This is a genomic window from Aeromonas tecta (genome assembly GCF_000820185.1).
Classification (GTDB): Bacteria; Pseudomonadota; Gammaproteobacteria; order Enterobacterales; family Aeromonadaceae; genus Aeromonas; species Aeromonas tecta.
In genome coordinates this window covers 162,325-182,567 of the sequence record NZ_CDCA01000022.1, presented here as the reverse complement: position 1 = coordinate 182,567, position 20,243 = coordinate 162,325, and the positions used below count along the sequence as shown (strand labels likewise).

The window sequence follows — 20,243 nt, the reverse complement described above, 5'->3', positions numbered from 1 at the left end:
GCTGCGTGGACGGTCAACCCGTTCCCGCGACCAGTTCAGACTCGGGAGGCCGGCGAGTGAGATGGAGGATCCGTCTCCTGTATTGCCGCCTCCCTCATAGGGGCATGTGGACATGCCCCATCACCATGAGAACCATAACAATGAAAAAAACACAGCTAGCCAGCCTGATCATGGCCACCCTGGCGAGCGGCCCCTTGCTGGCCGCCGTTCAGGCACCCACCCTGCAGCCATTCAATACTCAGGTGCCCACCAACGATCTGCAAGGATCCCTGGCGGCGCAGGTACTATTTGCCCAGAGCCAAATTTTTCCGGCCCATGTCGCCGAGGGGGATAACCAGCCCAGACTGACTGCCCTGCGCAAGAGCCTGCTGCTGGTGCGGCCCCTGCAGGCCGATCCCGCGGCGCCGATGACGGTGACCGCGCTCAATGGAAAGGGACAGCCGCTCGGCACCCTGGCCCTCAACCCGCCTGAGCAGCAGCCGAAAACGGCCTATTACCTCGATGGTTCACCAGAGGGTGGCGTTGACTTCACGCCGGGCGCGGGCACCACCAATATCATCCGCAGCAGCGCCGAGCTGGCACGTCTGAAGGATCCCGCGGCGGCCTTCCTGCTCCAGCGTCTGCAACAGCATGCCCTGGTGGAGGTACAGACCGCCGATGGTCAGTGGGTCGGGGATATCTATCTGCCAGACGGTGCGGCGCTGGAGGGCAAGATGGTGCGTACCAGCTCCAATGCCGGTTACAACTCGACGGTGCGCTACAGCGGCCGCCAGGTGACGCTCTCCCGTGGCCAGACCCTGCAATTCAAGTTCGTGGACGGCCAGTGGATCCGCGAGGGGGAGCTGGAGAACAACGGCATCCGCTATGCGACCGACGCCTGGAGCGCCGTGCTGCCAGCCGACTGGATCAAGCCCGGGCTGAGCCTGCAGTTCAATCAGGGCGTGCTCAGCGGTGAACTGACGGCGCTCGAGGTCGGCGCGCCGAGCGAGCTGCTCATTCACACCATCGACATCGGCATGTTGACCGCCCCCCGTAACGAGTTCGACTTCGCCAAGGATCCCGAGGCGCAGCGCGAGTATTTCCAGACGGTGCCGACCAGTCGGCTGATCGTCAGCCAGTACGCGCCGCTCGCCCTGGCGGAGGTGATGCTGCCAAACGGCACCCTGCTCACCGATTTTGATCCCAGTCAGGGTGGCTGGCATGAGGGCACCATGCGCCAGCGCATCGGTAAGGAGCTGATTTCCCTCGGCATCGACAACGCCAACTACGGCATCAACAGCACGGCCGGGGAGGGGGAGAACAGCCACCCCTATGTGGTGGCCCAGCTGGCGGCCCACAACAGCCAGGGCAAGTACGCCAACGGTATTCAGGTGCACGGCGGCTCGGGGGGGGGTGGCATCGTCACCCTCGATAGCTCCCTTGGCAACGAATTCAGCCACGAGGTGGGTCATAACTATGGCCTCGGCCACTACGTCGGCGGCTTCGCCGGCTCGGTGCATCGCAGCGCGGGCGAGATCAATTCGAGCTGGGGCTGGGACGGGGACAAGAACCGCTTCATTCCCAACTTCGGGGTCGGCCGCGACGGCCAGAGTACCTGTCTCGACGGTCAGTGCCAGGCTCCCTTCGAGGGTCACCCCTTTGGCCTGGATGCCATGGCCGGTGGGGCGCCCTTCTCCGGCTTCAACCGTTTCACCCTCTATACCCCCAACTCGGCCGCCATCATCCAGCGCTTCCTCGAGAGCAAGGCGGTGTTCGATGCCGGCTCGGCGACGGGATTTAGCAAGTGGAATGCCGCCACCGCAACCATGGAGCCCTATCAGCACAAGGTGGACTTCCTGGAGCAGGTCACGGCGCCGGTGAGCGATCTGGGTGAGGTGAAGCTGGCGGCACTGCTAGCGGAATACGATCTGGTCAAGATTGCCATGTGGGACGGCAACTGGACGCGCAACATCCGGCTGCCGCTGGCCTCGGCGGTGAATCCTGGTCGCATCGTCAGCGTCGATCACAATGCCGGCTACAACAGCACCCTGTTTATCAATGGCCAGCAGATCACCGTCTCCCGCGGCTTCAAGAAGAGCTACACCTCCGATGGCAGTCGCTGGAACGAAGGGACGCCGGCGGACCTGCGCATCGACCGCAAGCCACAAGCCTTCGGGGTGCCGGTGACCACTCTGGTCGGCTATTACGATCCCAGTGGCCAGCTGCCGAGCTACATCTACCCGGCGCTGCACGGCGCCTATGGGTTTGGCTACGGCGATGACGCCAGCCGACTGGCAGACAAAGATTGCCAGCTGCAGGTGGAAACCCGTGACGGCTTGCTGCGTTTCAGACTGGCCAATCATCGTCTGAGCACCGGGGTGATGAACAAGTTCCACATCAACGTGCCGACGGCGAGTGCACCGCAGAGCGCCGCGGTGATCTGCGGTGCGAGAACGCTGGATCAGCAGACTATCTCGGCGCCGGGCGAGACGCTCACTTACACGGTCAATGGCCGCCCACTGTAGTGGTTGTTTATGCTAAAAATATTTACATTAGTAGTGTTATGTAGCGTAGAAAGCCAATGAATCATGCAATAAAAAAGGCCCCTCGGGGCCTTTTTTCATGGAACGACATGGGTCATCAGAGCGGCTTCTGCCACAGACTCAGCAACATATCCTGCTCCATCTCGTCCGGTCCCTGGTGGGTGAAGGCGTGACGCTGCTCGCCGCCGGCGCGCCAGCCGAGGCGGCTGGTTTCCAGCACGTGGCCGCGCAGACCCTGATCCATGACCATGGTGAACTGGCAGCGCTGCTGTTGCAGCGGGTTGAGTCCGGCCAGGGTGGGCCAGCTCAAGGGATGCTCCATGCTCACCGGGTTGAGGCTGACTCTCAGTTGCCACTGGTGACGCGGGCCGGGCTGCAGATAGAGCAGGTAGCCGCCCGGTGCCAGCCAGCTGACCAGGGATTCGGTCTTGACCTTGAGATCGTTGACCAGCAGCACCTGGGCCGAGCCGGGTTGCAGCGGGGCGCGGGCCGGATCGGCGATGACGAAGTGGCCTTCTGGCTGCGCCTTGTTGGCGGCGAAGATGGCATTCTTGGCCAAGTCGACCCCGCCGAAGCGCCAGTCGGGCAGGCGCTCGGCCAGGGCGCGGCAGTAGTAGCCTTCGCCACAGCCGAGGTGGATCAGCTCATGGGTACCGAGAGGGGCCAGCAGCGCCGCCATGGCCTCCACCAGCGGCAGCTGGTGGCCTTGCTCCAGGAAGTGGCGCTTGGCGCGCATCAGCATACGGCTGTCGCTGTCCTTGGGATCCTTCTTGCCGGGAATGAGGTCAAGATAGCCTTCCGGGGCCGGATCGAAATGGTGCTTGTTGTCGCAATAGACCCCGCGGGAGGCTTCATGAAGATGCAGGGGGCTGCGACACAGGGGGCATTGAAGATGCATAGCTACTCGCTTGGTTGAAGCCAGGGAAGGGCGTTCGGGATTATAGGGGAGATGATAGAAAAAGGCTGCCAGGGCAGCCTTTTATCTGTCGATGCCAAGGTGGCTGCGCCAGGCGCCGCCACCTGCCCGATCAACGGGTACCAAACACCACTATGGTCTTGCCGTGGGCGGAGATGAGCTCTTGCTCTTCCAGCATCTTGAGGATGCGGCCGACGGTTTCGCGAGAGCAGCCGACGATCTGGCCGATCTCCTGACGGGTGATCTTGATCTGCATGCCATCCGGGTGAGTCATGGCATCCGGCTGCTTGGCCAGGTTCAGCAGGGTCTGGGCGATCCGGCCGGTCACGTCCAGGAAGGCGAGGTTGCCGACCTTCTGGCTGGTGTGCTGCAGGCGCTTGGCCATCTGGCCGGAGAGACGCAGCAGGATGTCCGGGTTGACCTGGATCAGCTGGCGGAACTTTTTGTAGGAGATCTCGGCGACTTCACAGGCTCCCTTGGCACGCACCCAGGCGGAACGCTCCGGATTCTCGTTCTCTTCGAACATCCCCATTTCGCCCAGGAAATCCCCCTGGTTCAGGTAGGACAGGATCATCTCCTTGCCCTCGTCGTCCTTGATCAAGACGGCGACGGTCCCCTTGACGATGTAATAGAGGGTTTCCGCCTTCTCACCGGCATGGATCAGGGTGCTCTTGGCGGGATACTTATGAATGTGGCAATGCGACAAGAACCACTCCAGGGTGGGATCGCTTTGCGGTTTGCCAATGATCATGAGACTTCCTCTGTAGTGTCTTTTTTATGGACTCGTGCGTCCAGGCAAGTTGCCAGTCTTGCCATTCCTTGTATTGGGTCGCAGTAGGATAAGAGCCTTTGTCTGTGCTGACAAGGCTTTGGGTTTTTTTGCCCCTGGCCTGTGGCCTCGTTCTGCTGCGCTATCCCGGCCATTCTAGGTAAGAAGAGGGGAATAGATGTTGATTTCGATCTATTTACCCCACGAGTGTGCAAGATAATGGGCTGTGCCACTCGGGCCTCGGCTGAGGTATGCTATGAGCGTTAGAACCGTCGTCATTGAGAGGAAATGTGAGATGAAAGCCAAGGTCAGCTGGGTGGAAGGCATGAAGTTTGTGGGCGAGAGCGAGTCTGGTCATCAGGTGACCCTGGACGGCGCCAACCCGGGCGAAGGTGCCAGCCCGATGGAGATGATCCTGCTGGCGGTCGGTGGTTGCAGCTCCATCGACGTGGTCTCCATCCTGGAGAAGGCGCGTCAATCCGTGACTGCTTGTCATGTGGAGCTGGAAGGGGCCCGAGCCGACACCGTCCCCCGGGTATTTGAGAAGATCCATCTCAACTTCGTCGTGACCGGCAAGGGGCTGGCCGAGAAACAGGTGGCCCGTGCGGTCGATCTGTCGATGGAGAAGTACTGTTCAGTTTCCCTGATGTTGGAAAAAGCGGTAGAAATTACCCATAGTTATCAAATTCTTGAAGCTTGATAGTTGTAGTTTGTCCCGTCGATAACGCCATGACATAAGGAAAGTACAATGAAAAAGACGATAATGTTGCTTCCCCTGTTCGGACTGGCCGCCTGCAGCATGCCGCAGCCGACCCAGTATCAATACAGTCAGTATCAGTGTGGGGAAGAGATGTTGGCCATCACCTATGATGCCCAGGCCGACATGGTGCAGTTCCCCTACGCCGGGGTCTATCACAAACTGGGCCGCATCGACTCGGCCAAAGACACGGCCAGCTATTCCGATGGCGTGACCACCTTCTCCCATCAGGACAAGAAGGCCACCCTGGTCCAAAAGGGTGTGACCCTGCTGACCTGCGAGCTCAAGTAATCGTCATGGTGTGACTGCGCGGCATGGCAACATGCTGTGTCCCCAACGGCCTGCCTCGTGCAGGCCGTTGTGTTTTGGGAATGCATCAGTTGCCGGGCAGGGCGCTCAGCAACTGAGCGGCTAGCTGCTGACTCAGCTGGCGACGGTTTTCTGCGTCGATGGGGGTATCGCTGGCGAGCTGGATGGCACTGCTCCAGAGTGTCTGCTGGGTCTGCCGGTCGATCAGCATGACGGCCAGGGTGCCCTTGCGGGCATCGGCGTCGGCCTGCAGGCCCGGGGTCATGCCGAGGCGGGCGAATATCTCGCCATCGCTCATATCCTTGCTGCTGGCCACCCCGATGGCGACCAGCACATCGGCCTCATCGAGCGGCACGCTCTGCCAGCCCTTGCCGTTGAGATCTTGGCTGACGGCCTGCTGGATCGGCTCCAGCCAGGGCGCGGCACTGTTGCCCGCATACTGGTACTGCTCGGCCAGCGCATAGCGCGGTGTGGCGCCGTAGCGCCAGTGGTCCGCCGGGCGCACCACCATGGTGCCCGTCTCGACGGTGGGGGGGGCGGGCCCTGTGCTGCAACCACCCAGCAGGGCCACCAGTGTTAATGAGAGAAGTGCAGCGCGCATCATAAGCTCCTTGGCTCAGGTGATCTTGCCGGTTTCGAGCAACTGCTGGATCAGGGGGCGCAAGATAAGCTCCATCGCGAAACCCATCTTGCCGCCCGGCACCACTATGGTGTTCATCCTCGACATGAAGGCGCCGTCGATCATCGACAGCAGGTAGGGGAAGTCCACCTGCTTGATGCCGCGAAACCGGATCACCAGCATACTCTCGTCCAGGCTGGGTATCACCTTGGCACTGAAGGGGTTGGAGGTGTCGACGGTGGGCACCCGCTGGAAGTTGATGTGGGTGCGGGAGAACTGCGGCGTGATGAAGTTGATGTAGTCATCCATGGAGCGGACGATAGAGTCAGTGACCGCCTCGCGGGAGTGGCCACGCTCCGAGGTGTCGCGGATCAGCTTCTGGATCCACTCCAGGTTGACAATGGGCACCACGCCGATGAGAAAGTCCACGTGCCGTGCCACGTTGTGCTCGCCGGTGACCACGCCGCCGTGCAGCCCTTCGTAGAACAGCAGATCCGTCTCTCCCGGCAGATCCTGCCAGGGGGTGAAGGTGCCCGGCATCTGATTGAAGGGCACAGCCTCGTCGAAGCTGTGCAGGTAGCGCCGGTATTGGCCGCTGCCGCTCTGGCCGTACTCCTGGAAGAAGGATTCCAGCAGACCGAAGTCGTTCGCCTCCGGGCCGAAATAGCTGATGTGGCGGCCCTGCTCGCGCGCCTTGCGGATCGCCACGTCCATTTCGGGCCTGGTGTAGCGATGAAAACTGTCCCCCTCGACCACGGCCGCGTTATACCCCAGCTGATGAAACATGGAGCGAAAGGCGTTGGTGGAGGTGGAGGTGCCGGCACCGGACGAACCGGTAACCGCAATGATGGGATGCTTGGCCGACATAGCGTTCTCTCTTCCTTGGGAGTTCCGTTATAAGGGCATGTTCAAAGTGCGGTCAAGTGCGCCTTCAAGACAATGCCGTGCCATTTCATGCTGATATCACCGCACCGTCGGCTTCCCGGTATGTGCCGATACCATCCGGGCGGGTCACTACGGGTGTCTTGCCAGAGGATCTTCTCCGCGCAGGTAATAGCCGCTCGCCGACGGTATTTTTAGCGGCGATCATCGGTGCCCAGAGAGACCCTGTTCAGGTGCAGTTCAAGGTCATTTCCCGACCCTGTCTCATTGTTCCAGGAAGTCATCGGCCGGTGAATTGCTCAAGTTTTCCCTGGGCACGACGTTAACACTCTCGTGCAACTCGCTGTAGACGAGCACGGCGCTACCTTGTAGTAATTGTTGTCTGACCTCTTCGACCTTGTCGGCCAGGCTGACATCCTGTTCACCGTATTCGGTGCCTTCTTGCAAGACAAAATGCTCTAGCAGGTTATTGAGGGTGTCTGGATCCAGTTCTTGCCAGGGGATAATCATGGTTTCATCTTCAGTGACTCGCGTATGGATATTGTCGGTGTCTGGCCGACAAGCGCAAGGAGTTTGTCTGGATCCAAGCGAGGGTATGCATGTTATCTGCTGAACAACGTCGCCTCTCCAGTCACTTCGACCATCACCTGAACGAGGTACGCCGGCGCGCCCTGAACGGGGGATTGCGCTGGTTCTGGGTCATCAACCTCATCTCCATCCTGTTTCTGCTGACGCGTTTCTACATCTACTGGGACGCCCACATGATGCCGAGCGGGGCCCTGCCTTGGCACTATGAGTGGCATCTCATCGCCATGTTTGCCATCTGCCTGCTGATGCCCGTCTTGTGGCGTTACCTCTCCCGCCAACCGGCCTCCGTCTGGCGACCCCGGTTGTGGGGCGGCGCCTTGTGCTGGGGAATCGCCTGGGCATCCATGGGTTACAGCCTCTCCCTCGTCGACCCCAAGGCGGGGTTTAGTCTGAGTTTCAACATGGTCAGCCTGTTGCTGCTGACGGCGCTGATCGCTTTTTATAGCGAGCTGCGGCTGTTCTACTGCCTGGCAGCTGCTCCCTTGCTGTTTCTGCTGGTGCGGGCCTATGGCAGTCCATTCCCCATCGATGTGGTCAACGTGCTGGCGGTGGGGATGCTGCTTACCGTGCTGGAAACCGGGCGGCGGATGCTCAATGGCTGGTTCGAACTGGCAGTGTTGCGCGAGCATGACAATCTGGTGCTGGCGCGCAAAATGGATGCCATGGCCAATCGGGATCCCCTGACGGGGCTCGCCAACCGCCGCCACTTCGATCTGGTCTGCAAGAATGCCATCGCACAGGGGACCACCCTGGGGACGCCGCTCACGCTGATTTTGCTCGATGTGGATTTCTTCAAACGTTACAACGATCACTACGGCCATCAGGCCGGGGATGAGTGTCTGATCCTGGTGGCCGAATGCATGGAGGAGAGCGTGCGTGAACCCGGCGATCTGGTGGCCCGTTATGGCGGCGAGGAGTTTGTGGTCTTGCTGCAGGACACGGATCTGGCGGGCGGCCAAGAGGTTGCCGAGCGCATCCACACTACCCTGGCGGCCCGTGCCTTGCCGCACGCAGGGTCAGAGGTGGCGCCCCACCTCACCCTGAGTCAGGGTATTGCCCAGTGGCAGCAGGGAGAGAGCCTCGTCATGTTGCTCGAACGGGTTGATGGTGCCCTCTATCGCGTCAAGGGGCAGGGGCGCAACGGCTATGCGACCGCAGAGTAACCCTGTTCATTGAGCCATTGGCTGATCCGCTCCTCCAGCCAGAAGCGGGGACGCCAGGGGGTGCCATGCAAGAAGCCCACATGGCCGCCACGGCGGCTCAGCTCGTAGCGCACCAGGGGGGAAAGCTGCTCCGGCTGCGGGATCACCGCATGGGTCATGAAGGGATCATCGGCGGCGTGGATCACCAGGGTCGGGATGGCAATGCGGGCCAGCAGACCGAGGCCGGAGCAGGTGCGGTAGTAGTGATCGGCACTGTCGAAGCCGTGTAGCGGCGCCGTCACCTGTTCGTCAAAGTCGCGCAGGGTCGAAATACGTTCCACCTGCTCCGGTTGCCAGCGAGCCTGGGCCGCCGCCTGATGACGGATCTTGCTCTGCAAATTGCTGCGCATGGTGCGCAACAGATAGCTCTGATAGACCCGTGAAAAACCCTGGTTGACCCGATCGGCGCAGCTGGCCAGCTGCAAGGGGGCCGAGATCACCACGGCGGCAGCCAACTCGGCCGGACAAGCCCGCGCCAGCAGATTGACCAGCATGTTGCCGCCAAGGGAGTAGCCGATGGCCACCATCGGCTTGCCGGGAAAACGGCGACCCAGCTCTGAGATCAATGCTTGGGCATCCTCGATGGCGCCGGAGTGATAGGCCCGCAACAGCCGATTCGGCTCACCGCTGCAGCCCCGAAAATGCATCAATACCGCCTCATTACCCTGCCGCTGCAAGTGGGCAAACAGCCCCTTGGCATAGTGGGAATGGATGCTCCCTTCCAGGCCATGGAACAGCACCAGCAACGGCTTGTTCCCCTGACTGATGGGCCCGCTCCAGGCGAGATCGACGAAATCCCCATCCGCCAATTCGAACCGCTCGGCGGTGAAGCGCGCCGGTGCCCGGCGCAGCCACTTTGGCAAGATGGTTTGCAGGTGGGGATTGCGGGCCCACCAGGGGGCGTGGAAGTGGCTTTCTGTCAGCATGAGATGGCTCTGGACATAGAGGTGGGGATTGGGCGGCGAGCCTGTTGCTCGCCACCGTCATCTTACATTAGGCGTCAGGCGGGCAGACGGTCGTGGTGTTCGGCACCGCGCAGCATGGCCTGGATCAGTTCGTTGGCCTCAAACTTGGTCAGCGCTTCATGGGCGCCCACCTGATGGGCCCGCTCCACGCTGATCTCGCTGGAGAGCGAGGTGTGCAGGATGATGTAGGCCTCCGCCAGCTTGGGATCGCTCTGCACCTCGAAGGCCAGCTCGTAGCCATCCAGCCCCGGCATCTCGATGTCGCTCACCAGGATGTCGATGCGGCTGCCTTGACCGACCTTGGCCTGCATCAGGCTGAGGGCATCGCGCCCGTTGGTACAGACCTCGTAGGGAATATTGATGTAATCCAGCGCCGCCATCAGCTGGCGGCGGGCGACCGAGGAGTCGTCCACCAGCAGGATCCGCATCGGCTTGAGCCGCTCGCGCTGTACGTCGGTCAACACGGGGTAGAGATGGCTGGGATCGTCCGGATAGACCCGGGACAGGATCAGCTCCACGTCCAGCAGCTGGATCAGCTGCTCGCCGACCTTGGTCACCCCGGTGACGAACACGTTTTGGCCGAGGGAAGGGGGTGGCGACTCTATGTCACGCCAGTTGCACTCGGTGATCTTGTCGATGCCGCGCACCAAGAAGCCCACCAGGGTGCGGCGGCAGTCGGTGATGATGATGAAACACTGCGCCATCTCCTCCTTGGCGATAGGCCTGTAGCCCACCGCCATCGCCATGTCGATCACCGGTATGGTGGTGCCTCGCATGCTGGCGGCACCGAGCACTGTCGGGTGCGAGTGCGGCATGGCGGTGAGCTGGGTGTAGGGCACTATCTCCTTCACCTTGAGGGTACCGATGGCGAAGGATTGGCGGGCCGAGAGGTGGAACAGCAACATGCCCTGGGATTGGTTGGCCTTGCTCGTCATGGCGGATGTCCTGTTGATCTAAAGGGTGGCGGTCAGCTTGGTACTCAGCATAGAGGATGATAAAAGCAATGAGCTGCCTGTTATTAGCGGCCATTGGCCCCAAAACTGGACTGCTTTCACCACTATTTATTTCCTCATCCGGCTCACTGTGAGGGTTGCTGTAACAGGGCGTCAAGGGTCAGCCCCAGCCATTGCTGGCAAGCCTCGTCCAGCGCCGAGTCATCTGAATAACCGAGTTTGCTCATGACCTGCGCCGGCTTGCTGCCGCTTCTGAGCAGACGCACCGCCTGCAACAACTGCCACTGGGCGCCGAGGGCCACGGGATCCAGCCCGGCGGCCATGAGCGTTTGCCCGGCGGTGAGGTCGCCCGCCTGCAGTGCACGCCAGGCGCTTTGCAGCGACTGATCCGCCTGTGAGCGGATGGTGCAGCCCTGCAACTCGTCCTGGATCACCCGCAGGCGGTGGCCATAGGCCCCCTGCCAGTCAGGCTCCCTGTTCCAGCTGGCCAGGCTGCCGAGCAAGGCATCGAGCAAGGGGGTCGGTTGCAGCCAGCCCGCCTGAGCGGGTTGGGCCACCCGCAGGGAGCAGATCAGCCGATCATAATGGCAGCCCGCCAGGGGAGTGAAGGCGGCGAGGGCATCGGCGCACAGCCAGAAGTGGCTGCCCGCGGTCAGCAACAGCTCATGGGCGCCGAGTCTCAGCAGCGCCGCTCCCTGGGTAACACGCAGCAGCTGGCCCATGGGGGAGCGTTTGCGGGCACCGACTTGCAGATGAGGAGTGGAAAAATGCTGATATTCGATGGCGTGATGCATGTAAAAACCCTGATATGATGCTGCCTGGAGGTAACGAAAATGGAAACCAGACGTAAAAAGCGCTTCATTGCCGGTGCGGTTTGCCCGGCGTGCGGCAAGATGGACACCATGATGCTGTATATGGAGCATGGAGTCGAGAAGGTGACCTGTGTCGACTGCGGGGACACCCAAGTGCAGACTCAGGCCGAGGTCGACAAGGCCACCCGTGAGACCGAACAGGTCATAGGTGTGTTTCGTCCTGAATAACGGTCGGCCAGATGGCCGAGGTCGATAAGGCCATCATCAGACTGAACAGGTCATAGACGTGTTTCGTCCTGAATAACGGTCGGTCAGATGGCCGAGGTCGACAAGGCCATCATCAGACTGAACAGGTCATCGGCGTGTTTCGTCCTGAATAACGGTCGGTCGGATGGCCGAGGTCGACAAGGCCATCATCAGACCGAACAGGTCATAGGTGTGTTTCGCCCAGAATAACGGTCGGTCAGATGGCCGAGGTCGACAAGGCCATCATCAGACTGAACAGGTCATCGGTGTGTTTCGCCCCGAATAAGGGGCATCCAGTATATCCAGGATGAGGCCAGCTCCATTTTGGACTGCTGACTTTTTCAGCATGCCAGAGGGGGGCAGATCATATGCTTGGCCACCTTTTTGAGGTATTCTGGGCCCGTTTTTTTCTATCCGCAGGATCCCTGACATGAAAGTAGCTCCCCTGAGCGTGGTTACGCTGGAATACACGGTCACCGACGAACACGGTGAAGTCATCGACACCACTGTCGGTAAAGAGCCTCTGGTGTATCTGCACGGTACCCGTTATCTGGTCTCCGGCCTCGAAGCCGAGCTGGAAGGTCGTAGCGTGGGCGAGGCATTCGACATCACCCTGACCCCGAGCCAGGCCTACGGCGACTATGACGAGAGTCTGGTGCAGGAAGTCCCCGGCGAGCTGTTCGATGGCATGGAAGTGTCTGAAGGGGATACTTTTGTTGCCGAGACCGACGATGGCCACCGCCCGGTGACTGTGGTTGAAGTCTCCGAAGAGTTCATCAAGGTTGACGGTAACCATCCGCTGGCCGGCGTGACCCTGGGCTTCAAGGTTGAGATCAAGGACGTGCGCGCTGCCACGGCCGAAGAGCTGGCCCACGGCCACGTACACGGTGCCGGTGGTTGCGGTCACGATCATGGCCACGACCACGACCATGGTCACGATCATGAGCACGGCGGTTGCTGCGGTGGTGGCGGTCACGCTCACGATCACGGCCATGACCACGGTGATGACCATGGCCACGGCGGTTGCTGCGGTGGTGGCGGTTGCGGTGGCAAGGGTCACCAGCACTGATCTCAGCCTCTGGCATGATAAAAAAACCCGCGTCTATCGCGGGTTTTTTTATGGGTGGCCGGCCTTGGCTCAATAGTGCGGCGGCGGCGTCTCTTCGGCCATGCTGGCGATCTGGCTGGGTTGCACGCTCTGCAGCTTGTCGACCAGCAGCTGGATCTGATGCTTGAGCCGGTCGAGTTCACGGCCTTGGGTGGTCACCTCCTCATTGAGCTGCTCCACCGTGTATTCGGCATAGGCGAGACGACTTTCCAGGGTCTCGAGGCGATCGTTAAGTTGCTGACTCATGGGCCTTTTGGTCCTTACTTGATAGTCCAGATTTCGGCCAGGCCACTGGAACTGGCGCTGACGAGGTGGCTATTGTCGCGCAAAGCCACGCCATAGACCACCGCACTCGGTGGTTTCACCTTAGGGTGGGGCGAGACGCGCCAGCTCTGCAGCAGGCTGCCATCGCTGACTCGCCACAGGGATAGCTGGCGGGAAGGGGCACCTGTGATGAGCCAGTTGCCGTCATTGGCGAAGCGAGCGCTGGTGTAGACCTCGAAGCGGTGATCGAACTGCAAGCGGCTGCGCTCCTTGCCGGTTTTGAGATCCCAGATGATGGCTTGGTGGCTGTCTGCGGTGAAGGCGAGGCGCCCCGCCGGGTCCAGCCTCGCCATTATCACCCGGCCGCCGTGGTTGAAGCGCCACACCACCTGGCCAGAGCGGGTGTCCCACAGGTAGGCGCTGTAGTCGTTGCCGCCGGTGAGGGCGTAGCGACCATTGGCGGAGAGATCCACCGTATTGACCTGCTCGGTGTGACCGAGAAACTGCAACCTGCGACCGCTCTGGGTATCGACCAGTTCGGCCTTGCCGTCGGCGCGGCCGATCAGCACCTGGCGGCCATCGGCCGAGAGTGCCGCGTCCCTCAGGCTGGATTCAGGAAGCGAATAGTAGCCTTGGGATTGGCCATCTTGCAGGCGCCAGATGGCGAAGGCGTGCTGGGTGGCGGTGATGACGTGACTGTCGTCTGGGGAGAAACGGGTGAGGGTCACAAAGTCGTTCTGGTCATCGGACTGGCGCCAGCGCCAGCGTTCCGTGCCCAGTACCAGATCCCATACCACTGTGCCCTGACTCAGGCTGGAGGCGATGGCCAGCTTGCCATCGCTGGAGAGATCCGCACTCAGCAAGCCCTGATTGGCGAGGCGGATCTGTTGACTGGGTAGTGAGCTCTGTTCGCAACCAGTCAGCATCAGACAAATACCGAGGAGATAAATGGCACTTTTGATCATTTTTCCTGTCTCATGCTTTCGTTACCTGCGATCAGGGCGTTAGTATAAGGCGCTTATCACGATAAACCTCTCATTTCACGAAGGAACCGAGAGCGGTATTTAGAGTTTTGGAGAAACTGATGAACAATTTTCTGAAGGTATCCCTGTTGGCTGCGGCCGTCGCCGTCGGTCTGACTGGTTGCCAAAAAGACGAGAAACCTGCTGCTAATACCGCAGAGGTCAAGGCTGAAGCCAGCAAGCCGGCAGAGGCCCCCAAGGCTGAAGCCAAGAGCTTTGAAGAGCAATCCGGCTATGCAATCGGCCTCTCCATGGGTCGTTATATCGCCAATACCCTGGAACGTCAGCAGGAGCTCGGCATCAAGCTGGACAACGCTGTCATCCTCAAGGGTGTGACCGACGGTCTGGGCAAAGAAGCCAAGATGACCGACGAGGACATCCAGAAGGTTCTGCAGCAATACGACGCCAAGATCAACGAGTTGACCAAGGCCAAGGCTGACAAGGATGCGGTGGAATTCCTGAAGAAGGGTGAAGAGTATCTGGCCGCCAACGCCAAGAAAGAAGGCGTGAAGAGCACCGAATCCGGCCTGCAATATCAGGTTGAGAAGATGGGTGACGGCGCCAAGCCCAAGGCCACCGACATCGTCAAGGTTCACTACACCGGTACCCTGACCGATGGCACCAAGTTCGACAGCTCCGTCGATCGTGGCGAGCCGGCGACCTTCCCGCTCAACCAGGTTATTCCGGGTTGGACCGAAGGCGTGCAACTGATGCCTGTCGGCTCCAAGTTCAAGTTCTTCCTGCCGTCCAAGCTGGGCTATGGCGAACATGGTGCTGGCTCTATCCCGGCTAACGCCGTGCTGGTATTCGACGTTGAGCTGCTGGCTATCGAGAAGCCGGCTGCCGATGGCGACAACGCCAAGAAATAAGCAGAACACTGCACAAAAACGGCTCCCAAGGGAGCCGTTTTACTTGGCTCGGTCCGGTGCCTGCCTCATAAAAGAGGGCCGCCATGCCTTGAGTGTGTGCCGGCAAACCCCCAGAATAGACAACAAAATCAATCGCAAGGATGGACCCCGTGGCTGAAAACAAACCTCGCGTCTTACTGGTGGAAGATACCCGCAGTCTGGCGGTCGTCTATGAGCAGTATCTGGCCCAGGATGGCTATGAGGTACTGCTGGCCGACTGTGGCCAGCAGGCGCTGGCCCAGTTGATGGCGAGCCCGCCGCCGGTGGTGTTGCTGGATCTGGAGCTGCCCGACATGTCCGGCATGGACATTCTGCAGCAGATCACCGAACAGCAACTGCCCTGCTCCGTGGTGGTGATCACCGCCCACGGTTCGGTCGATGTGGCGGTGGAGGCGATGCGCCACGGGGCCTTCGATTTTCTGACCAAGCCATTTGATGGCAAGCGGCTGTGCGCCACCGCCCGCAACGCCCTGACTCATCAGCAGCTGAGCTCCTTGGTGGCCCAATACCGGGAGAACTTCGAGCGCAGCTCTTTTGCCGGTTTCATCGGCGCCTCCATGCCGATGCAGGCGGTCTATCGCATCATCGAGAGCGCTGCGCCGAGCAAGGCGACGGTGTTTATCACCGGAGAGAGCGGTACCGGCAAAGAGGTGTGCGCCGAGGCCATTCATCAATGCAGCCCGCGCCGGGAGCAGCCCTTCATCGCGCTCAACTGCGCCGCCATTCCTCATGACCTGATGGAGAGCGAGATCTTCGGCCACGTGAAGGGATCCTTTACCGGTGCTCAGGGGGATCGCAAGGGGGCGGCCAGCCTGGCCGACGGTGGCACCCTGTTTCTGGACGAGATCTGCGAGATGGACTTGGATCTGCAGAGCAAGCTGCTGCGTTTCATCCAGACCGGCACCCTGCAGCGGGTCGGCAGCGGCAAGCTGGAGACGGTAGATGTGCGCTTCGTCTGTGCCACCAACCGGGATCCCCTGGTGGAGGTGAAGGCGGGACGTTTTCGAGAAGATCTTTACTACCGGCTGCACGTGATCCCCCTCAGTCTGCCACCCCTGCGGGAGCGTGGAGAGGATATTCTGCTGCTGGCGCGAGATCTTCTGCTGCGTTATGCGAAAGAAGAGAACAAGCGTTTCAAGGACTTCGATGCCGAGACGGTGCGGGTGCTGCTCGATTACCCCTGGCCCGGCAACGTGCGTGAATTGCAGAACGTGGTGCGCAACATAGTGGTGCTCAACGACAGGGAGTGGGTGAGCACGGACATTCTGCCACCCCCGTTAACGGGTGGCCGCGGCAGTGCCCTGCAGGCAGCCATGTCAGCGCCCCGAGATGACGCCAGCGCCCCTGCGCCGCGCAATGTGCCCATTCGCCCGCTCTGGTTGGTGGAGAAGGAGACCATAGAGCAGGCCATCGCCAGCTGCGATGGCAATATTCCCAAGGCCGCGGCCCTGCTGGAAATCAGCCCCTCCACCATCTATCGCAAGAAGCAAGGTTGGGACGAGGCAAACCAAGGCTGACGCTGCGTGCAATTGGAGCTCAGCCCACTCAAGCTCTGTCCATCTATCGCAAGAAGCAAGGCAGGGAAGTGGTCAAGCTGAGCTGGCGGGTCTATGACCTGCCCTGTCCGGGGTTACAGTTTGGCGAGATGCTTGAGCCTTGCCAGCCGCTTCCCTTCGTTGGCCTGCAGCCAGCCATCGCGCGATAGCAGGAACCAGGCGCGGGCAAAGTACTCAGGAGCGCTTGGATCGTCCAGCATCAGGCCATTCTCCCCCAGCTCCTCGAACAGATAACCATCCTCTGGTTCCTTGACCTCCGCCATGTCGGTTTGCAATTGCCTCAGCTCGCTCATCGCCTGCTGGTGCTGTCCCTGGGCCCGGCTGAGACGGGCCAGACTCCAGCGGGCTATAAAAGCCTTGGCGGGGTTGCCATGTTGCTCATGCCAGCTCAGACACTTCTGCTGACAAGCCCTGGCTTCTTCGAGTCGCCCCAGTTCGAACAGAGTCCAGCCCTGATGGTGGTAAAGGCTCGGTAGCCAGCCGCGCGCCTGCTCATCCTGACTACGCTCCGCCAGGACCATGGCCAGTTGCTGCCAGCGGCTCCGCTCTTCCAGCGGGGCCGTGATGGCCACCATGTTGGCCGCGTCGATGGCGAGATAATCTTCCCCAAGCTGGAGCCCCAGCGGCCATGCCTGTTCGAACAGGGCTCTGGCTCGCGTCTTGTCTCCTGCCGAGTTGAAACAGCGACCCCGCTCCAGCAGGGCGCGCAGCCTTGCTCTTGGTGTCGCATCGGTGAGGCGGGTTTCTATCTCGTCCAGCAGCTGGTGCGCTTCTGTAAACTGGCGTTGTAGGGAATGGGTGCGGGCGAGCTGGGTCAGCAGTTCCAGCTGATATTGCGGCTCGGCGCTGGCCTGGGTCTCGGCCAGCAGGGCATGAAAGCGCGCTGCGCTGGCGGCGGGATCCTGATAATCCCACAGGGTCATGAAGTCGGGCGGGTTGTGCATCTGGCCTCCTGGCTGGCGATCCTCTCACCAAGATGCCCATTGGCCATTGTTTGTACAAGAGGCGCCCGTCACAGAGCGCCTCTTGGTCAGTCAGCAATCAGCATACTCAGCGGTCAATACACCTTCTGTTAATACACCATGCCCAGACTCATCAGCATCAACCCGAGGGCGGCGAAGGCACCCTCCTTGATGGCCAGACGGGGCACCAGCGCCTTGGGCAGGGCCGGGAACAAGCTAAGGGCGAAGCCGAGCCCGGGCATCAGCCAGTGAAAGCCAGGGCTGCGCTGGGCAGGATCGGCCGCGCCATTGATGACGATAAGCAGGATGAACAGGGTGAAGGCGGGCAGAATAAACCAGCGTGCGCTGCCGGAGGCGACGGCGCGCAGCGGCGAGATGCGATAGAGCACCAGGGTTACGATAAACAGCACCAGGGGGGCCAGCAGATAGAGCGGGGCCGGATTCATGATAGAGCTTCTCCAGACGGTGGGAGGCGGGATTTAATCAGCCGGTGCAGGACATGACCAGCATGTCGGCCCCAGCCTGTGAAGCCGATCCCAGGCAAACCTTTGCCTGGGGCGGGATCAGTGCAGCCAGAACCAGGCAGCGGCAAAGCCCAGCCAGCTCAGCACCAGCAGCGCCCAAGGCAGGGGATGCTGGCGGGTGATCTCGACCAGCTCGATCTCATGGACTTCTTCCTCGTGCTCACCCGGCGCTGGCTGCTTCGCCTTGGCTTGCAGTTTCTTCTGGCGGCTGGCTTCGCGGGCCCGCGCCTTCATCTGCTTCTTGTATTCGTCTACCCCCTTTTGGATCCCCTGGGCGATCAGCTGGGTCTGCTCCTTGGTCTGGCCGGGTTTCTGATTGGCGCGGGCGATCTTCATCGCCTCTTGCTGGGTCTCGGGGGAAATCTTGTCGTACTTTGCCATTCACGGCTCTCCTTGGCATCAATGGACGGAAGTATGCCATAACTGCCCGCGTCAGGCTGCCATCCAGGTACGTTTGATGGGCTGGAATACGGGTGAAAAATGCGCCGAATATCAGAATGAGAAAACAGGTTGCGTGGGTGATCACATTTAGCGGAATTTGTGAGTCGTCGATGAAAAAGCGTCACAAGTTGTTTGTTATATTACCGCCCGACCCGAGGCTGGGTCGTCCAATAACAATATAAAAAGGTGATATGGAAATGCATTATAAATTTATCAAAGGAAGTGTCGCACTGGCTGTGCTCGCTGCGCTGAGTGGTTGTAATACCTCCAAGAACGAAAGTGTCGCCCCCTGCACTGAAAATGTCTGCAAACTGACCGTCCTGCACACCAACGATACCCATGGTCGTTTCTGGCACAACGACAAGGGTGAATATGGCATGGCGGCCCAGAAGACCCTGGTCGAGCGCCTGCGCGGCGAGGCCAAGGCGGCGGGCAGCGAGGTACTGGTGCTGTCCGGTGGTGATGTGAATACCGGGGTGCCCGAGTCCGATCTGCAGGATGCCGAGCCAGACTTCATGGCCATGAACAGCATTCGCTACGATGCCATGGCGGTGGGTAACCACGAGTTCGACAACCCCTTGAGCATCCTCGAGAAACAGCGCGAGTGGGCCAAGTTCCCCATGATCTCCGCCAACATATACGACAAGGCCAGCGGCAAGCGCTACTTCGATCCCTACAAGGTGTTCAAGCTGGACAATGGCCTCAAGGTCGCCGTGCTGGGTCTGACCACCGAAGACACCGCCCAGCTGGTGGATCCCAACAACGTCCAGACACTGGAATTCCGCGATCCGACCACGGAAGCGGCCAAGCTGGGGCAGCAGATTCGCAGCAACAAGGAAGCGAATCTGGTCTTCGCCATCACCCACATGGGTCACTACGAGAATGGCCAGCACGGCAGCAATGCCCCAGGCGATGTGGAGATGGCGCGGGCACTGCCGGCCGGTACCCTGGACGCCATCATTGGTGGTCACTCCCAGAACCCGGTCTGCATGGAGCCGGGTACCCCGGACAAGTACGCCAACTTCCAGCCGGGTGACGATTGCCAGCCGGATCAGCAAAATGGCACCTGGATCATGCAGGCTCACGAGTGGGGCAAGTATGTGGGACGCGCCCAGTTTGATTACCAAAATGGCAAGCTGACCCTGACCAGCTATGAGCTGATCCCGGTCAACCTGAAAGACAGCAAAGGCGCCTTCATTCAGGAGGAAATCACCAAGGACCCCGAACTTTACAACACCTTGCTCGGCTATCAAGAGAAGGGGCAGCAGGAACTTGGGGTAGTGATCGGTTCCACCGATGGCAAGCTGGAAGGGGATCGGGCTGTCGTGCGCGCTCAACAGACCAACTTGGGACGCCTCATCACTGCCGCCACGGCGCAGAAGTTGAACGCTGACTTTGCCATCGTCAACTCCGGTGGGGTACGTGACTCCATCGCTGCCGGTGACATCAGCTACCGCAGCGTGCTGCTGGTTCACCCCTTTGGCAATACGGTAAACAAGGCCGAGATGAAGGGCAGCGAGCTGGTGACCTACCTGGGCCAGGTGGCAACCAAGACCCGCACCACCGGCGGCTATGCTCAGTTTGGTGGCATCAACATGGCGGTCGATTGCCAAGCCAAGAGCGTGACCATCACCAGCGTGGGTGGCAAGGCGTTTGATCCTGCTGCGACTTACAGCTTCGCCATTCCGAGCTTCAGCGCGGCGGGTGGTGATGGTTATCCGAAGATCAATACCATCAATGCGGGTCTGGTGGATGCCGCCGTATTGAAAGAGTTCGTTGAGCTGAAGAAGACTATCCAGGTGGCCGATTATCAGCCCAATGGGGAAGTCAGTTATTTGAACTCTCCCTCAACCGCGGGCTGCCAATAATATTCAGGCACTCTGTTAGTAATTAAAAAAGGCAGCCATGGGCTGCCTTT

The 20,243-nt window shown here is 60.4% G+C and carries 22 protein-coding genes; 9 read left to right on the top strand and 13 right to left on the bottom strand.

Going from position 1 to position 20,243, the window contains the following annotated elements; all coding sequences use genetic code 11:
- Window positions 1–140: 140 nt before the first annotated feature.
- A complete protein-coding gene (locus tag BN1137_RS07935; RefSeq protein ID WP_408605536.1) occupies window positions 141–2,504 on the top strand; it encodes a M66 family metalloprotease in 2,364 nt (787 codons plus the stop codon).
- 115 nt (window positions 2,505–2,619) lie between these two features.
- Here BN1137_RS07935 and BN1137_RS07930 read toward each other — a convergent pair whose 3' ends face one another.
- Window positions 2,620–3,420: a putative RNA methyltransferase gene (locus BN1137_RS07930; protein ID WP_050718080.1), complete on the bottom strand. Its 801-nt coding sequence runs from the start codon at window positions 3,418–3,420 to the stop codon at window positions 2,620–2,622.
- 130 nt (window positions 3,421–3,550) lie between these two features.
- Window positions 3,551–4,189, bottom strand: a complete 639-nt coding sequence (gene crp / locus BN1137_RS07925) for a cAMP-activated global transcriptional regulator CRP (RefSeq protein ID WP_025328082.1) — start codon at window positions 4,187–4,189, stop codon at window positions 3,551–3,553.
- Between the two features lie 313 nt (window positions 4,190–4,502).
- Between crp and BN1137_RS07920 the strand changes: the two genes are divergently transcribed.
- Together BN1137_RS07920 and BN1137_RS07915 are read left to right on the top strand one after the other, a co-directional pair.
- Entirely contained in the window at window positions 4,503–4,907 is a 405-nt protein-coding gene (locus tag BN1137_RS07920; RefSeq protein ID WP_050718079.1) for an OsmC family protein, read from the top strand.
- A 48-nt stretch (window positions 4,908–4,955) separates the two neighbouring features.
- Window positions 4,956–5,255, top strand: coding sequence for a hypothetical protein (locus BN1137_RS07915; RefSeq protein WP_050718078.1), 300 nt, complete (start codon window positions 4,956–4,958; stop codon window positions 5,253–5,255).
- A gap of 85 nt (window positions 5,256–5,340) precedes the next feature.
- Here BN1137_RS07915 and BN1137_RS07910 read toward each other — a convergent pair whose 3' ends face one another.
- From BN1137_RS07910 to BN1137_RS07900, 3 genes are all read right to left on the bottom strand, one after another.
- The gene (locus BN1137_RS07910) at window positions 5,341–5,874 is read right to left on the bottom strand and encodes a DUF4136 domain-containing protein (protein WP_050718077.1); all 534 of its coding nucleotides are present in this window, start codon (window positions 5,872–5,874) and stop codon (window positions 5,341–5,343) included.
- Between the two features lie 15 nt (window positions 5,875–5,889).
- A complete protein-coding gene (locus tag BN1137_RS07905; protein ID WP_050718076.1) occupies window positions 5,890–6,759 on the bottom strand; it encodes a phosphoribulokinase in 870 nt (289 codons plus the stop codon).
- A 279-nt stretch (window positions 6,760–7,038) separates the two neighbouring features.
- Window positions 7,039–7,284, bottom strand: a complete 246-nt coding sequence (locus tag BN1137_RS07900) for a YheU family protein (protein ID WP_050718075.1) — start codon at window positions 7,282–7,284, stop codon at window positions 7,039–7,041.
- An 89-nt stretch (window positions 7,285–7,373) separates the two neighbouring features.
- Here BN1137_RS07900 and BN1137_RS07895 point away from each other — a divergent pair, with 89 nt between their 5' ends.
- On the top strand, window positions 7,374–8,525 hold the full coding sequence (locus BN1137_RS07895; protein ID WP_050718074.1) for a GGDEF domain-containing protein: 1,152 nt from the start codon (window positions 7,374–7,376) through the stop codon (window positions 8,523–8,525).
- On the opposite strand, the gene BN1137_RS07890 is transcribed toward BN1137_RS07895, so the two are convergent.
- The 3 genes from BN1137_RS07890 to BN1137_RS07880 all read right to left on the bottom strand — a co-directional run bounded on the left by BN1137_RS07890 (window position 8,507) and on the right by BN1137_RS07880 (window position 11,276).
- Window positions 8,507–9,490 (bottom strand): hydrolase, encoded by a 984-nt coding sequence (locus BN1137_RS07890; RefSeq protein WP_050718073.1) that lies wholly within the window; start codon window positions 9,488–9,490, stop codon window positions 8,507–8,509. The genes BN1137_RS07895 and BN1137_RS07890 overlap by 19 nt on opposite strands.
- A 74-nt stretch (window positions 9,491–9,564) precedes the next feature.
- The gene (locus BN1137_RS07885) at window positions 9,565–10,464 is read right to left on the bottom strand and encodes a chemotaxis protein CheV (protein ID WP_050718072.1); all 900 of its coding nucleotides are present in this window, start codon (window positions 10,462–10,464) and stop codon (window positions 9,565–9,567) included.
- 143 nt (window positions 10,465–10,607) lie between these two features.
- Window positions 10,608–11,276, bottom strand: a complete 669-nt coding sequence (locus tag BN1137_RS07880) for a hypothetical protein (RefSeq protein WP_050718071.1) — start codon at window positions 11,274–11,276, stop codon at window positions 10,608–10,610.
- A gap of 39 nt (window positions 11,277–11,315) precedes the next feature.
- Here BN1137_RS07880 and BN1137_RS07875 point away from each other — a divergent pair, with 39 nt between their 5' ends.
- Window positions 11,316–11,522, top strand: coding sequence for a YheV family putative zinc ribbon protein (locus tag BN1137_RS07875; protein WP_050718070.1), 207 nt, complete (start codon window positions 11,316–11,318; stop codon window positions 11,520–11,522).
- A 448-nt stretch (window positions 11,523–11,970) separates the two neighbouring features.
- Window positions 11,971–12,609, top strand: a complete 639-nt coding sequence (locus BN1137_RS07870; protein ID WP_050718069.1) for an FKBP-type peptidyl-prolyl cis-trans isomerase — start codon at window positions 11,971–11,973, stop codon at window positions 12,607–12,609.
- Window positions 12,610–12,678: 69 nt separating this feature from the next.
- On the opposite strand, the gene BN1137_RS07865 is transcribed toward BN1137_RS07870, so the two are convergent.
- A complete protein-coding gene (locus BN1137_RS07865) occupies window positions 12,679–12,894 on the bottom strand; it encodes a SlyX family protein (protein WP_025328072.1) in 216 nt (71 codons plus the stop codon).
- Window positions 12,895–12,908: 14 nt separating this feature from the next.
- A complete protein-coding gene (locus BN1137_RS07860) occupies window positions 12,909–13,877 on the bottom strand; it encodes a WD40 repeat domain-containing protein (RefSeq protein ID WP_050718068.1) in 969 nt (322 codons plus the stop codon).
- Between the two features lie 119 nt (window positions 13,878–13,996).
- On the opposite strand from BN1137_RS07860, the gene fkpA reads away from it, so the two are divergent.
- Entirely contained in the window at window positions 13,997–14,803 is an 807-nt protein-coding gene (fkpA, locus tag BN1137_RS07855; protein WP_050718067.1) for an FKBP-type peptidyl-prolyl cis-trans isomerase, read from the top strand.
- A 149-nt stretch (window positions 14,804–14,952) separates the two neighbouring features.
- Window positions 14,953–16,359, top strand: coding sequence for a sigma-54-dependent transcriptional regulator (locus BN1137_RS07850; protein ID WP_050718066.1), 1,407 nt, complete (start codon window positions 14,953–14,955; stop codon window positions 16,357–16,359).
- Window positions 16,360–16,472: 113 nt separating this feature from the next.
- Here BN1137_RS07850 and BN1137_RS07845 read toward each other — a convergent pair whose 3' ends face one another.
- The 3 genes from BN1137_RS07845 to BN1137_RS07835 form a co-directional block, all read right to left on the bottom strand.
- A complete protein-coding gene (locus tag BN1137_RS07845; RefSeq protein ID WP_050718065.1) occupies window positions 16,473–17,342 on the bottom strand; it encodes a tetratricopeptide repeat protein in 870 nt (289 codons plus the stop codon).
- A gap of 128 nt (window positions 17,343–17,470) precedes the next feature.
- On the bottom strand, window positions 17,471–17,806 hold the full coding sequence (locus tag BN1137_RS07840) for a hypothetical protein (RefSeq protein ID WP_050718064.1): 336 nt from the start codon (window positions 17,804–17,806) through the stop codon (window positions 17,471–17,473).
- Window positions 17,807–17,923: 117 nt separating this feature from the next.
- On the bottom strand, window positions 17,924–18,265 hold the full coding sequence (locus tag BN1137_RS07835) for a DUF2956 domain-containing protein (RefSeq protein ID WP_050718063.1): 342 nt from the start codon (window positions 18,263–18,265) through the stop codon (window positions 17,924–17,926).
- Between the two features lie 257 nt (window positions 18,266–18,522).
- Here BN1137_RS07835 and ushA point away from each other — a divergent pair, with 257 nt between their 5' ends.
- Window positions 18,523–20,193 (top strand): bifunctional UDP-sugar hydrolase/5'-nucleotidase UshA, encoded by a 1,671-nt coding sequence (gene ushA / locus BN1137_RS07830; RefSeq protein ID WP_050718062.1) that lies wholly within the window; start codon window positions 18,523–18,525, stop codon window positions 20,191–20,193.
- Window positions 20,194–20,243: the final 50 nt, after the last annotated feature.

Excerpts from the sequence above, each read along its gene's own strand:
- BN1137_RS07895 (WP_050718074.1), top strand. The coding sequence starts at position 7,374 with ATGTTATCTGCTGAACAACGTCGCCTCTCCAGTCACTTCGACCATCAC.
- BN1137_RS07915 (WP_050718078.1), top strand. The coding sequence starts at position 4,956 with ATGAAAAAGACGATAATGTTGCTTCCCCTGTTCGGACTGGCCGCCTGC.
- BN1137_RS07865 (WP_025328072.1), bottom strand. The coding sequence starts at position 12,894 with ATGAGTCAGCAACTTAACGATCGCCTCGAGACCCTGGAAAGTCGTCTC.
- BN1137_RS07845 (WP_050718065.1), bottom strand. The coding sequence starts at position 17,342 with ATGCACAACCCGCCCGACTTCATGACCCTGTGGGATTATCAGGATCCC.
- BN1137_RS07880 (WP_050718071.1), bottom strand. The coding sequence starts at position 11,276 with ATGCATCACGCCATCGAATATCAGCATTTTTCCACTCCTCATCTGCAA.
- BN1137_RS07900 (WP_050718075.1), bottom strand. The coding sequence starts at position 7,284 with ATGATTATCCCCTGGCAAGAACTGGATCCAGACACCCTCAATAACCTG.
- BN1137_RS07890 (WP_050718073.1), bottom strand. The coding sequence starts at position 9,490 with ATGCTGACAGAAAGCCACTTCCACGCCCCCTGGTGGGCCCGCAATCCC.
- BN1137_RS07920 (WP_050718079.1), top strand. The coding sequence starts at position 4,503 with ATGAAAGCCAAGGTCAGCTGGGTGGAAGGCATGAAGTTTGTGGGCGAG.
- BN1137_RS07840 (WP_050718064.1), bottom strand. The coding sequence starts at position 17,806 with ATGAATCCGGCCCCGCTCTATCTGCTGGCCCCCCTGGTGCTGTTTATC.
- BN1137_RS07930 (WP_050718080.1), bottom strand. The coding sequence starts at position 3,420 with ATGCATCTTCAATGCCCCCTGTGTCGCAGCCCCCTGCATCTTCATGAA.
- BN1137_RS07905 (WP_050718076.1), bottom strand. The coding sequence starts at position 6,759 with ATGTCGGCCAAGCATCCCATCATTGCGGTTACCGGTTCGTCCGGTGCC.
- BN1137_RS07860 (WP_050718068.1), bottom strand. The coding sequence starts at position 13,877 with ATGATCAAAAGTGCCATTTATCTCCTCGGTATTTGTCTGATGCTGACT.
- crp (WP_025328082.1), bottom strand. The coding sequence starts at position 4,189 with ATGATCATTGGCAAACCGCAAAGCGATCCCACCCTGGAGTGGTTCTTG.
- ushA (WP_050718062.1), top strand. The coding sequence starts at position 18,523 with ATGCATTATAAATTTATCAAAGGAAGTGTCGCACTGGCTGTGCTCGCT.
- BN1137_RS07870 (WP_050718069.1), top strand. The coding sequence starts at position 11,971 with ATGAAAGTAGCTCCCCTGAGCGTGGTTACGCTGGAATACACGGTCACC.
- BN1137_RS07935 (WP_408605536.1), top strand. The coding sequence starts at position 141 with ATGAAAAAAACACAGCTAGCCAGCCTGATCATGGCCACCCTGGCGAGC.
- BN1137_RS07910 (WP_050718077.1), bottom strand. The coding sequence starts at position 5,874 with ATGCGCGCTGCACTTCTCTCATTAACACTGGTGGCCCTGCTGGGTGGT.
- BN1137_RS07885 (WP_050718072.1), bottom strand. The coding sequence starts at position 10,464 with ATGACGAGCAAGGCCAACCAATCCCAGGGCATGTTGCTGTTCCACCTC.
- BN1137_RS07835 (WP_050718063.1), bottom strand. The coding sequence starts at position 18,265 with ATGGCAAAGTACGACAAGATTTCCCCCGAGACCCAGCAAGAGGCGATG.
- BN1137_RS07875 (WP_050718070.1), top strand. The coding sequence starts at position 11,316 with ATGGAAACCAGACGTAAAAAGCGCTTCATTGCCGGTGCGGTTTGCCCG.
- fkpA (WP_050718067.1), top strand. The coding sequence starts at position 13,997 with ATGAACAATTTTCTGAAGGTATCCCTGTTGGCTGCGGCCGTCGCCGTC.